This window comes from Serratia silvae, assembly GCF_023282985.1.
GTDB classification, from domain to species: Bacteria; Pseudomonadota; Gammaproteobacteria; order Enterobacterales; family Enterobacteriaceae; genus Chania; species Chania silvae.
On record NZ_JAGQDC010000005.1, the window covers coordinates 218,728 to 231,055 of the forward strand.

The 12,328-nt window shown below is 49.4% G+C and carries 11 protein-coding genes; all 11 read left to right on the plus strand.

From position 1 onward, the window contains the following. Positions 1-42 precede the first annotated feature (42 nt). Positions 43-522: a hypothetical protein gene (locus KAJ71_RS09010; RefSeq protein WP_248945404.1), complete on the plus strand. Its 480-nt coding sequence runs from the start codon at positions 43-45 to the stop codon at positions 520-522. Continuing rightward, positions 519-917 carry a hypothetical protein gene (locus KAJ71_RS09015; protein ID WP_248945405.1) on the plus strand — a complete coding sequence of 133 codons (399 nt, stop codon included), beginning with the start codon at positions 519-521 and terminating at the stop codon, positions 915-917. Before KAJ71_RS09010 ends, KAJ71_RS09015 begins: the two co-directional genes overlap by 4 nt. Before the next feature lie 104 nt (positions 918-1,021). Further along, positions 1,022-1,504 (plus strand): Hcp family type VI secretion system effector, encoded by a 483-nt coding sequence (locus KAJ71_RS09020; RefSeq protein ID WP_248945406.1) that lies wholly within the window; start codon positions 1,022-1,024, stop codon positions 1,502-1,504. 151 nt (positions 1,505-1,655) lie between these two features. Next, positions 1,656-3,446: a type VI secretion system-associated FHA domain protein TagH gene (gene tagH / locus KAJ71_RS09025; RefSeq protein ID WP_248945407.1), complete on the plus strand. Its 1,791-nt coding sequence runs from the start codon at positions 1,656-1,658 to the stop codon at positions 3,444-3,446. Then, the gene (locus KAJ71_RS09030) at positions 3,443-4,225 is read left to right on the plus strand and encodes a PP2C family protein-serine/threonine phosphatase (protein WP_248945408.1); all 783 of its coding nucleotides are present in this window, start codon (positions 3,443-3,445) and stop codon (positions 4,223-4,225) included. The genes tagH and KAJ71_RS09030 overlap by 4 nt, the downstream gene beginning before the upstream one ends. Before the next feature lie 57 nt (positions 4,226-4,282). After that, positions 4,283-5,218, plus strand: coding sequence for a type VI secretion system-associated protein (locus KAJ71_RS09035; protein ID WP_311294785.1), 936 nt, complete (start codon positions 4,283-4,285; stop codon positions 5,216-5,218). Positions 5,219-5,235: 17 nt separating this feature from the next. Then, the gene (locus KAJ71_RS09040; protein WP_248945410.1) at positions 5,236-6,060 is read left to right on the plus strand and encodes a type VI secretion system accessory protein TagJ; all 825 of its coding nucleotides are present in this window, start codon (positions 5,236-5,238) and stop codon (positions 6,058-6,060) included. Further along, positions 6,060-6,629, plus strand: coding sequence for a type VI secretion system baseplate subunit TssE (locus KAJ71_RS09045; RefSeq protein ID WP_248945411.1), 570 nt, complete (start codon positions 6,060-6,062; stop codon positions 6,627-6,629). Before KAJ71_RS09040 ends, KAJ71_RS09045 begins: the two co-directional genes overlap by 1 nt. 3 nt (positions 6,630-6,632) lie before the next feature. Further along, the gene (gene tssF / locus KAJ71_RS09050; protein ID WP_248945412.1) at positions 6,633-8,519 is read left to right on the plus strand and encodes a type VI secretion system baseplate subunit TssF; all 1,887 of its coding nucleotides are present in this window, start codon (positions 6,633-6,635) and stop codon (positions 8,517-8,519) included. Continuing rightward, positions 8,516-9,592 carry a type VI secretion system baseplate subunit TssG gene (gene tssG, locus KAJ71_RS09055; RefSeq protein WP_248945413.1) on the plus strand — a complete coding sequence of 359 codons (1,077 nt, stop codon included), beginning with the start codon at positions 8,516-8,518 and terminating at the stop codon, positions 9,590-9,592. The genes tssF and tssG overlap by 4 nt, the downstream gene beginning before the upstream one ends. Before the next feature lie 54 nt (positions 9,593-9,646). Then, positions 9,647-12,313 carry a type VI secretion system ATPase TssH gene (tssH, locus tag KAJ71_RS09060; protein ID WP_248945414.1) on the plus strand — a complete coding sequence of 889 codons (2,667 nt, stop codon included), beginning with the start codon at positions 9,647-9,649 and terminating at the stop codon, positions 12,311-12,313. Positions 12,314-12,328: the final 15 nt, after the last annotated feature.

The following is a 12,328-nucleotide window of genomic DNA, read 5'->3' on the forward strand; positions in this document are numbered from 1 at the left end:
AATATCACACCTTTAACTAAATATATTAGAAGAGGAAAAATCATGGCATTAGAAGATTATGTTGGGAAAAATATAAAGCAGATCTGTGATAGATTTCATAAAGGCAGTGACAATCATTGTGCACATTTTGTTTCTCACGTACTTGGTTTATCATTTGGAATGACCTGTAAAGGCATGGTTCTAGGCGGTAAATCAAATGCTGCAAATCTGCGAGTTCAAGAGATCTTTCCTAAGTGCGGTAGCGTAAAGGAGTGGGAGGACGCTGATAAAGTAAAAACAGGATTGGTTTTTGTTACAAGTATAAATACCGATGTTGACATAGACAAGAAATACTTTGAAAATGTTGGAAAAAAACACATTGGAATACTATTTCGCGGCAATATTTACCATTACTCAAACTCAAATAACAAAGTAATAAAACAAACTCCAGACACTTTTTTTAGTTATATGACAAGTGCGTATGGAACACTAAAAAAATTTTATGGTTCAATCCCAACTTCTGCAACAGGAGAACTATCATGACGAGAACAATGTTTTATTTAGCCCTGCCACTATTTATAATTAGTTCGTCTGCCTCAGCCATCACAGATGAACCAAGTGAAAAACAATTGTTAGAAATACTATTCTCGAACGCAAGCGAATCTATAAACAACCAACCGTATTGTGCGGAGGCTTTTAGTAAATCTGGTGATGTTTCACTAGGAAGTTATTTGGCAGGACATATTGCTAACTTTGCTGAGGCAGGAAGAAATATCATAGAAAAAAAATGTGATACAACAGGCAAACAATGGGCTTGCTCTATTTCATTTAATCATAGGGTTCCTGATAAAGAGATACTCAGTAATTACGGTGTAAAATTCAACCTAACATCAGATAGGAAGTTAGTCAAAGACAGCATTATTTGTATAGGTCAATGAAAAGTTGACCGTGGTCCCCTTGAAGGCTCAAACCTTCATGTAGCATACGCCTCTTTATTATCAATATCGAGGTGCGTTTATTTTAATTTAATAAGGTTATAATCATGGCTATTGATATGTTTTTAAAGATTGAAGGTGCAACCGGTGAATGTAAAGACGCTAACCACAGTGGATGGATTAATATTGAGTCATTCAACTGGGGAGCGTCTCAGCCTGGCAATATGGGTTCTGGTGGTGGCGGCGGCGCAGGTAAAGTTTGCTTCAACGATTTACATGTTCAAACAAGTATCGATAAAGCCACGCCAGCCATATTAAAGCACTGTGCCAGTGGTAAACATTTATCTAAAGTAGAGCTTTCTGTTTGTAAAGCCGGTGGTTCGCAAGTTGAATATGCTAAAATCACCTTAGAAGATGTACTGGTCACTAATGTACAGTTTAATGGGGCAGGAAATAGCGAGGTATTAAAGGTGGATTATGCCTTCCAGTCAGCTAAGGTTAAACAGCAATATTGGGAGCAGAGTGATAAAGGCGGGAAAGGCGCAGAAAGTAGCGCCGGATGGAGTATTAAAGAAAACAAAGAAGCTTAATATCATAGGGAGCCTCCCCTTATGGGGGGGCATTAATCTAGAAACCATGAATTAAAACCACACGACTCCGGACGTTAACACACCAAATATCATCCATTCCAAACCAGTAAAAAACGACTTTGCATGACACCTTAATCAGCAGGAATACCTTATGCGATTTTCTATTGTAAAAAACAAAAATGGTCAGGTTCCACCACAGAATAGCTGTGATTTCCTGCCGCCTGGCGGAACAATAGGCCGTAGTGTGGATAATAATCTGGTGCTACCGGACGAAGAAAGAGCAATATCTCGCTTACAGGCAATCGTACATATTTCCGCTGAGGGTGAGTGCCGTATCACTAATCGTGGCAATGTGACCAGTATACAACTTAATGATATTCCCCTGGAGTGTGGCCGACAGGTTGAGTTGCAGGATGGCGACATCTTGGGCATTGACGATTATCAAATTCAGGTCAACAGCCTACAACAATCCGCAGCTCCAACTCCCATCCCTGCCCCAGCATCCTCCGTTACCTGTGCCATAGATGTCGAACCCGAACCCACCGTTGCCCCTCCTGCCAAGCAACAAAACGTGGAGACTGTCCCTAATGAAATCTGGGATAGCCTGATACAAGAATTTACCCCGCAAGAGACTGCACCAGTGCAGGCTACTTATAACGATAATCATCATCCCTTACTGGAAGAGCCGCGCGTTGAGCTGAACCCGTCCAACCCACTGGAGCAACTGACCAATAGCATTGGCCTGCATCATCTACAACCCAGGCAAACCGATCCGGCAACGTTATTTAATTCCGATACCACCTTAAGCCGCGATCATATTCTGGCCGATACGACACCCAGCGCACTGCTGGCAGAGAGCAGCGTAGTTACTCACACGCCGGAACCTGCTCCCTCAACAGAAAATAACTCTGACGACCAAGAACTGGATCCTCTGGCTCTGTTTGGCGCAGCGTCATCTCCTGTCACGCCAAGCGTCCAAAACAACAATGATCCGCTGGGCCTGATGACAAGCAGTGCCGAACCCTTGACGGAAGTTTCAGTTTCTTCAGCGCCGGAACTTCCGATCTCGACACCACAACCTATATTGGCGAATGCACCAAAACAGCAGGCGATCATATCGAGCCAGGCACCAGAGGCACCGCCGTTGCATCAGCAAATTCCAGAGTCTACTCCCATTACTGAGCCTCAATCGCCAAAGGCTCAAGCACAGGTTACACCTGCACCATCCCTGGCACGCTCTGGGAATCGTTTAGGGATCGATCCGGTTGCCTACTCAGCAGTGCCACCGCAAAACAGCGTTCCCGCCTCAAAGAGCGAAATGCTGGAAGGGCCATTGCTGAACGCCCTGCTGCAAGGGCTTGGGCTGGATGACTTACAAACGCAGCCACAGTTTGACGAACAACAACTTCACCAAGCGGGTCGGTTGTTGAGTTTGTTTTCACAGGGCACGGTTGCCCTGCTCTCTTCCCGCTCCATCATCAAACGTAACTTACATACACAAGACACGACCATGATCCTGGATGACGCCAATAACCCCTTCAAACTGTTACCGTCAGGTAAAACGGTACTGATGCAAATGTTTGGCAGCAAAATGCCGGGTTTTATGCCACCGGAACAATCGGTTCGTGATGCGCTAATTGACCTACAGGCTCACCAACTAGGGATGATCGCCGGTATCCAGGCGCTTATCTCAGCCATGTTGGAATCTTTTAATCCAGAGTACCTGGAAAAGAAAGCACACCATGAAGGTGTAATGCCTCGGCTGACATTACCCACCCGCCGTAAGGCCGCGCTGTGGGATTACTTCATTAGAAACCACCAGAAAACCGCAGCTGAGCTTGAGGATGATTTCCATACTATGTTTGGTGAAGCCTTCCTTCGCGCCTATGGTCTGGAAATAAACCAATACAAAGATTCACAGACTAAACCGGGTGACCAATGAATATCACTATAGCTTCGACCTCCAACCAGGGGGAACGCGCTACCAATCAGGATCAGATTGGTGAAGTGGTGGGTAATCGCTCCGCTTGCTTTGTTGTCTGTGATGGTATTGCCGGCCTACCTGGTGGAGAGATTGCAGCCAAATTAGCGCGAGACACCATCTTGCAAACTTTTGATGGTGAAAAGCACTTGGATGCTCAAAACATTCGCCAGCATATTTCGGATGCTACCAGTGCCATCCGTCAACAGCAGCAGCAATCCGAACAATACAGCAAGATGGGCACCACACTGGTGAGCCTGTTTATTGATCGTGATTATCAACTTGCTTACTGGGCGCATGCGGGCGATAGCCGCCTGTATCTGTTTCGCCGTGGCTACTTGTATGCCACCACTCGCGACCATAGCCTGGTTCAACAAATGGCCGATGCTGGCTATCAAACCAATGGGATCAATAACAATCTTCTGTACTTTGCCTTAGGGGTCAGTGAGGAGCGCGATGCCACCTATGGCGATGTGCTGCAGCTGGAGGATGGCGATGTTTTCCTACTGTGTACTGATGGTTTCTGGCACAACTTTACCCAAGACGAGCTGGAGCAGTCATTACATATGGTCAACTCCCCCGGTGAATGGCTCTCTTTGATGCAACAAGCCTGGGATAAAAGCGGCAACGGCACCAGCGCTGATAATTACAGTGCCATTGCCGTCTGGATTGGTTCTCCGCAAGAAACCACCTTGCTGCACTCACTGACCGATGCTGAGCGTTTTCTCTCCCAAAATTAATTCGAATTATACCCAAGGCCGACTATGAAATATTGGATATCCGGGATAATTGCCCTAATGGTGATACCTGCCGTACACGCTGAAAATTACCGATTGGTACACTCTCCTACCCTGAAACTTGAAGTCTTTATTGACGATGTCACTAGCAGCAAACCCGAAAGCTGGTGTGCAAGCAGTATCCCATTACGCATCACCTCGGCGCAGAGTAAAGACGCTAACATTCTGAATGATTTTCTGCCGCGCGTGGGCCAGTTATTAGCAAAACAGTGCCCCAAGGTGGCACAACTTCCTTGGATATTGACCGACAAACAGGGAACTAAAATCGCATCAGGCAACGCGGTAAAAAATCAACATTGGCAGCCGGTAGCCCAACGGCCTGAGGTAACTAACTTACCTGCCACCACGATACCTCCTGCGGTTGCGGTGACTTCGCCTTTGGCCGCCAAAGAGATGGCCACGTCTTTTGTACTACCGAAAGGCTGCCAGTTCCGCACTTATTGGAACAACAACGTCAGCAACAGCGCCCTATTCATTCCCAGCACGGATGCACTGAACTGCGATAGCAACGGCTTTTTAAATGGTCAAGGGGCGATAACCATCCAGCAGGAAAGCACCAACCAGACGCACAACGTGGTCTTCTATCAGGGATATCCCCTGCTCAATATTGATACTGGCAACCACCCGCTGACGGTGGTCAGTGTCAATGCCCAACGGCTGATTTTGGCAGCTTTAGACAGTTTCCTGGTGTTGCCCTATAACCCACAGCTACACGCCTGGGCATTTCAGGGAGAAGTGATTATTGAAATGGCACGCCAGCAAGCAACTACTCAAGCTGAGATCAACCAGAAAGTGACTCGCGTTCACCATACCTGGCAGCCATTGTTCACCAGACAAGGAATGCCGCTCACATTCCGCCTCGTAGAAACGCTGGCTGTTGATCGCGTTGATCCTGCTAGCGGCAGCTATCTGTCCGTTAATGGAATTACTTATTGATTTATAAGGAATAGATTGTGAAGTCATTGGCAGATCTATTACAGGGAAATACGATCAGCGATACGATCACCCAGATGGAAACCACTATCAAAGCCCGTCCAACCGATGCCGATCTGCGTGCTGCACTGGTGCAACTATTGTGTCTGATGGGTAACTGGCAACGCGCCAAGATACAGTTAACAGCCTGGCAAACGCTGAAACCTATCGCTCAACCCACAACACTGCGGTTAATGCAGTCTGTTGAGGCTGAGTTACAACGCCAAGCGGTCTTCGCTGGTCATGCTACCCCTATGTGGCTAAACACAGAAGAAAGCTGGATGACACGGATGCTCCAGGCATTACGGTATGATTCACGGGGGGAAACCGGCAAGGCTGAAACTGTTCGCGATCAGGCATTGGAAGCGGCCATGGCCAGCAGCGGACAACTCACCATTGCCGCTGGTGAGGAGCAGAAAACCGAGACATTTGCCTGGCTGATGGACGGAGACGGGCGTTTGGGGCCTATCTGTGAGTTAGCCTTGAATGGCCATTATTACTGGCTTCCTTTCACCGCTATTGCCGAAATTCAGTTTCTGCCGCCGCAAAGTGTATTCGATCTGGTCTGGAGCCACGCTCTGGTACGTTTGGTCGATGGCCGTGAGCAGGTTTGCCAGTTGCCTGTTCGTTACCCGTTACTTGCTGATTCTGATGATGCCTTGCTGCTCGCTAGACGCACCGAATGGCATCCTCTGGGGGACAGCCAGCACTATGCGGGTTCTGGTTTAAAAACCTGGTTGAGCGATGATGCTGAATTCCCCCTGCTCAACTTGCGTCAGCTGAGTTTTGATCAGGACAACCGCTAATGAATAGCAAGACGCTTTCCAATAACGGTCATCGGTACCTACAGGGGCATCACTTCCGTCAGGACAGTGAACGGCTAACTTCACGCGATAAAATGCAACCCGTATTGCTCGATCTGCTGACTGACGATGAACCGCAGAAAAAACAGGAAATCGCAGCTCGTCATTTACTGTCAGCCGGTGAATTGCGCCATCGAGTATTGCGCGATCTGCAATGGCTGTTCAACTGCGTCAACAGCGAGTCAAGCATCGATCTGGAGCATTATCCTCAGGTACGGCGTTCAACAATTAACTATGGTATTGCTCCAATGGCGGGCAAGCGGATGTCCGAGATCGAATGGTCCGACATCCAACGGGCGTTGACCGAGTCCATCCTGACCTTTGAACCCCGTATCTTGCCGGAGGGGCTACAGGTGCGCTGTATTTCAGATACCAACTCACTGGAACTGCATAACATTTTGTCGATAGAAATCAAAGGTCGTCTGTGGTGTGTGCCTTACCCCCTTGAGTTTCTGTTTCGTACCGATGTCGATCTTGAAAACGGCCACTTTGATTTAAAAGATGTAGGGTAAGCGATGAACCGTAAACTTTTAGAGTATTACAACCGTGAACTTACCTATCTGCGTGAAATTGGCGTGGAATTTGCGGAAAGTTATCCAAAAGTCGCGGGGCGCTTGGGAATGCAGGGAATCGATATTGCCGATCCCTATATCGAGCGCCTGATAGAAGCGGTGGCTTTCCTGACCGCACGCATACAATTGAAGATGGATGCCGAATTTCCCCGTTTTTCGCAACGGTTACTGGAGATTATCTACCCCAATTATCTGGCACCCACGCCGTCAATGGCGATTGCCGAGATCCAGCCAGACAGCAATAAAGGTGATATCAGCGCAGGCTTTCTGGTACCGCGGGGAACCGTAATGGATAGCCAGATACTGAAGAAAAATGGCGTCACCTGTAGCTATACCACTGCGCACGATGTGACATTGCAGCCGGTACGGCTCAAAAGTGTTGAACTGGGCGGGATCCCGGCCGATATCCCGTTGGCCAGCCTGAAATTGCAACATAACGGCGCTGTCAGCGCATTACGCATCAAGCTGGAATGCTTTGATACTGTCGCATTGAATAACCTCAAGCTCGACCAACTGATGTTCTATCTGTCAGGCAGCGATATCCATGCTCAGCAACTACAAGAATTGATCATGCAACATACTGTCGGCCTGCTTTGCCAGACAGTAGCGCCGCAGCCAATACGAAACGTATTGCCGCTCCAGAGGTTACGGCAAGAGGGGTTCGAGCCAGAACAGGCACTGTTGCCCAATGATATGCGCAACTTTGATGGCTACCGTCTGCTACAGGAGTATTTTGCCTTCCCTGCACGCTTTCAGTTCTTTAGCGTCGGTGGCTTACAACCGTTGTTACAGAACGTACCAGAGGGCAAAAAAGCGCCCCGGCAGTTTGAAATCATCCTATTACTGGATAAGCAGGATGCTGCACTGGAGCAGGTGGTAGACATAAATCATCTGGCGTTGCACTGCACACCGGTTATCAATCTGTTCCCCAAAATCACTGAGCGCATCTCGGTCAACGAAAAGGATCACGAATACCATTTAGTCGTGGATAACATTCGCCCACTCGACTATGAAATCTTCTCAGTACAACGTTTGATTGGCAGCTCACGCGAAAAACAACATGAACAGGAGTTTCGCCATTTCTATGCGACACAGAGCGCCGATGATAATAACCATGGTGCCTATTTTTCGCTGCGCCGCGAGCAGCGCCCCCTTTCTGAACGTGCGCGCCGCTATGGAACACGTACCGGCTATATTGGTTCTGAAGTGTTTATTTCACTGGTGGATGAGCGCCAATCGCCATGGCAAAGCGATCTAAAATATCTGACCGCAGATGTGTTATGCACCAGCCGCGATCTGCCATTGGCACTCTTGCAGCAGGATCAGGGGCATTTCGTTATGCCAGACTCACTCCCGGTCAAGCAGGTATCACTGAAGAAAGGCCCGACGTCACCCAGAGCGGCGCTGAGTGAAGGTATCATCACCTGGCAATTAATCAGTCACTTACAACTGAATTACTTAAGCCTGATGGATACCGATCCAGAACAAGGGGCAGCTAGCCTACGCCAGTTACTCAGCCTGTATGGCGACTTGAGCGAACCGGCTATCGCCAAACAGATCACCGGGATACGTCATTGTCATCTGCGGCCAATATACCGCCGGGCGCCAGAGCCAGGGCCAGTCGTCTTTGCCAGAGGTATCGCTATCGATCTTACCGTTGATGAACAAGCATTTTCGGGCGGCAGCGCTTATCTGCTTGGCGGTGTATTGGAGCGTCTGTTTTCACGTATGGTTTCCATCAACTCGTTCACGGAAATGACGTTGATCAGCCAACAGCGGGGAGAGATTGCCTGGTGGCAGGCACGCATCGGCAAAAGGGCTCTGATATGAATGAATACATTGCTGATGCTGACGCCATACCACCATCAACGTCTATCGACTCCCCTAGCCGTTTGCCGGATAATTTTTGGCAACAACTGGAGGCAAAGCCCTATCAATACGATTTATTCCAGTTATTACGGCGTATTGATGCTCAAGGAGGGCAACCCTATCTACTAGGTCGAGCGCCTCTGCCAAGCCATGATTTACTACGTCTTGGCCAGGAACCCTCACTATCCTTTGCTCCCTCCACGCTCGCGCAGGTTAACCAACGTGAGGGAACCTCTCTGTATGAGGTATCTATCTTCAGTTTTGGCCTGTTCGGTCCTAACGGCCCATTGCCATTGCATCTGACGGAGTATGTGCGCGAGCGCTTGCATCACCATCAGGATCGGACCCTACTGGCCTTTAGCAACCTGTTTCATCATCGGCTGATCACCTTATTCTACCGCGCCTGGGCGGATGCACAGCCGACGGTCTCTCTGGATCGTGCTGATAACCGGCGATTTGATGAATACTTGTCATGCCTGACTGGGATTGGTCTGCCCGCGCAGCGGCAATGCGATAGCCTCAATGACCACGCCAAACATTTTATGGCAGGTCATTTGGTTCGTCACGGGCGCGATCCCGAAGGGCTGAGCAAGATCCTGCAAAATTATTTCAACGTGCCGGTACGCATCGTGGAAAACATCCCGCACTGGTTACGTATAGAAAAGCGTGAACAGGCTCGGTTACAGGCAGGACGAGGGATTCCCCGTTTAGGCGAGTCTGCATTTTTAGGGATCGCCGTGCGTGACATTCAGCATAAATTCCGCATCGAGCTTGGCCCTATGTCGCAACAGGATTATGACCGTTTTCTGCCTGGTGCAGAGTACTGCACGCAGTTACGTGATTGGGTGCGCCAATACCTGGGCATTGAGTTTGTCTGGGAAATTCGGTTGATTCTGGCACATGAACAACTGAGCGGTACTCAACTTGGCGGTGCACACCGTCTGGGGCTCAGTAGCTGGATGGACAATCCCCAACGCCAGCATGATGCCAATGATCTGACATTCAGCCCAGAACCGCAGGAAACACCCTACTAATTATTTTTGTTGGAACCGTATAGCGTTCCGCCATTTTTGGATTCGAGGAAAACCATGTCTGAAATCAGTCGTTCGGTACTATTTGGCAAAATGGACAGCCTGTTATTTACTTCACTGGAGAGCGCAACGGCTTTTTGCAAACTGCGGGGTAACCCCTATGTTGAGTTGGTTCACTGGTTGCATCAGTTGATGCAATCCCCAAATGGCGATTTGCAGCAAATTATCCACTATTTCTCCCTCAATGAAACGCAACTCACCCAAAACATCCTTGAGGCACTGGATCGACTACCTCGGGGGGCAAGCTCAGTCTCAGACATGTCAGAACATATCGACAGCGCCGTTGAACGCGCCTGGGTTTATGGTTCGCTGAAATTTGGTGCCAAGCAGATTCGTACCGGGCATCTGATCATTGGTATTTTGAAAACCTATAACCTGCGCCATTTACTCAAAGGCATTTCTGCGCAATTCAATACTATTAATGTCGAGTTGCTGACCGACCAATTTATGACGATTGTCGCCAATTCCAGTGAGAACACCTTGGAGCAAGACGGGTCAGATTACCCGGCATCACCCGTTCCCCCTGCCGGCGGCAGTGTGTTGGCGCAGTATGCACAAAATATGACGGAACGTGCACGCAATGGTGAAATCGATCCCGTCAGTGGGCGTGACGAAGAGATCCGTCAGATTATCGATATTCTGATGCGCCGTCAGCAGAATAACCCCCTGCTAACTGGCGAGGCTGGCGTGGGTAAAACGGCAGTTGTTGAGGGGCTGGCTCTGCGTATCGCGACCGGTGAAGTTCCTCCGCAATTGCTTGAAGTCCAGCTGTACCTACTGGATCTTGGCATACTGCAAGCCGGAGCCGGGGTAAAAGGCGAGTTTGAAAAACGCTTGCAAGCCTTGATCACCGAAGTGCAATCCAGCCCAACGCCCATCGTTTTATTCATTGATGAAATCCATACCCTGATCGGTGCGGGCGGTACGCAGGGAACCGGTGACGCAGCCAACCTGTTAAAACCCGCGCTGGCGCGTGGCCAACTGCGTACCATCGGCGCAACAACCTGGTCAGAATATAAAAAATACATCGAAAAAGATCCGGCTCTGACCCGGCGATTCCAGGTCGTACAGATACATGAGCCTAGCGAAGAAAAAGCCCTGTTGATGTTACGCAGTACCGTCAGCCCGCTGGAACAACACCACCACGTTCTCTTGCTGGATGAAGCTGTCGATGCTGCGGTGCGCCTTTCTCACCGTTACATTCCTGCACGCCAACTACCGGATAAGGCGGTGGCATTACTCGATACCGCCTGCGCACGGGTGGCCGTCAGCCAACACGCTGAACCGGCTCAGGTGGAGGATTGTCGCCACCGGATTGAGGCATTACACACTGAGCTGGGTATGGCTTCACGTGAAGCCCAAATAGGCATTGGCAATCTACAGCGCCCGGTAGAGATTGAAGCGCAGCTTGCAGAACTTGGTGAACAGTTGTCCCAGTTGACCGAGCGCTGGCAGCAGGAGTTGGGGTTAATCCAACAAATTATCGATCTGCGGGCTCAATTACATCGGCAACAAAATGAACAGGCAGAGAACGTATTTGAAGAGAGCTATCGTGAGGACGCGGCTGTCTCTGAAGAGGAATTGCGCAGCAAACTGGCAGAAACACATAAACAGCTGGATGAAGTACAGGGAGAAACGCCACTTATTTTCGCCGCGGTTGATGCCAACATTGTTGCCGCAGTCATCTCTGACTGGACCGGTATCCCACTGGGGCGCATGGTAAAAAATGAGATTGAAGCCGTGTTGCAGCTCTCCGATACCCTAAATCAACGCATCGTTGGTCAAGGCCATGCGCTGGAGCTGATTGCCCAGCGGGTTCGCACCTCACGCGCTCGTCTGGACGATCCCAACAAACCCGTTGGTGTATTTCTACTGGCTGGCCCTTCGGGCGTAGGTAAAACAGAAACCGCACTGGCATTGGCTGAAACCCTCTACGGTGGTGAACAGAATGTAATTACCATCAATATGAGCGAATTTCAGGAGGCGCACACCGTATCGACCTTAAAAGGCGCACCACCGGGCTATGTTGGCTTTGGTGACGGTGGACGCCTGACCGAAGCAGTACGCCGGCGTCCTTACAGCGTGGTGTTGCTGGACGAGATCGAGAAGGCGCATCCTGATGTGCATGAGATTTTCTTTCAGGTATTTGATAAAGGCTGGATGGAGGACGGTGAAGGAAGGCGTATCGATTTCCGCAATACCATCATCATTCTTACCTCTAATATTGGCAGTGAACTGATAGCCAGCCTGTGTGCCGATCCCGATTTGCTACCGGAACCAGAAGCGCTTGGCACAGCATTGCGGCCACCGCTGTTGTCGGTCTTCCCGGCCGCCTTGCTTGGGCGTTTGCTGGTGGTACCTTATTACCCACTGACCGATGCCACATTAAGCAATATCGTGTACTTACAACTGAGCCGCATCCAGCACCGTCTGGCAGAAAACCACGGTATCACCTGCACGTTTGACGATAGCGTGGTGAAGCAGATCGTCAGCCGCTGTACCGAAGTCGAGTCCGGTGGACGTATGATCGATGCAATTCTCACCAACACCTTGTTACCACAAATAAGCTCTACCCTATTGGTCGCCAATGCTAATGCCCACAGCTATCGTCAGTTGCATATTTCATTACAGAGCAACGAGTTTAACTGCCAATTTCAAGCATAACATCGGCCATTCACA

Bases quoted from the DNA above. Each gene is read 5' to 3' on its own strand.
- KAJ71_RS09015 (WP_248945405.1), top strand. From the start codon at position 519: ATGACGAGAACAATGTTTTATTTAGCCCTGCCACTATTTATAATTAGT.
- tssF (WP_248945412.1), top strand. From the start codon at position 6,633: ATGAACCGTAAACTTTTAGAGTATTACAACCGTGAACTTACCTATCTG.
- KAJ71_RS09035 (WP_311294785.1), top strand. From the start codon at position 4,283: ATGGTGATACCTGCCGTACACGCTGAAAATTACCGATTGGTACACTCT.
- KAJ71_RS09030 (WP_248945408.1), top strand. From the start codon at position 3,443: ATGAATATCACTATAGCTTCGACCTCCAACCAGGGGGAACGCGCTACC.
- tssG (WP_248945413.1), top strand. From the start codon at position 8,516: ATGAATGAATACATTGCTGATGCTGACGCCATACCACCATCAACGTCT.
- KAJ71_RS09045 (WP_248945411.1), top strand. From the start codon at position 6,060: ATGAATAGCAAGACGCTTTCCAATAACGGTCATCGGTACCTACAGGGG.
- KAJ71_RS09020 (WP_248945406.1), top strand. From the start codon at position 1,022: ATGGCTATTGATATGTTTTTAAAGATTGAAGGTGCAACCGGTGAATGT.
- KAJ71_RS09010 (WP_248945404.1), top strand. From the start codon at position 43: ATGGCATTAGAAGATTATGTTGGGAAAAATATAAAGCAGATCTGTGAT.
- tssH (WP_248945414.1), top strand. From the start codon at position 9,647: ATGTCTGAAATCAGTCGTTCGGTACTATTTGGCAAAATGGACAGCCTG.
- tagH (WP_248945407.1), top strand. From the start codon at position 1,656: ATGCGATTTTCTATTGTAAAAAACAAAAATGGTCAGGTTCCACCACAG.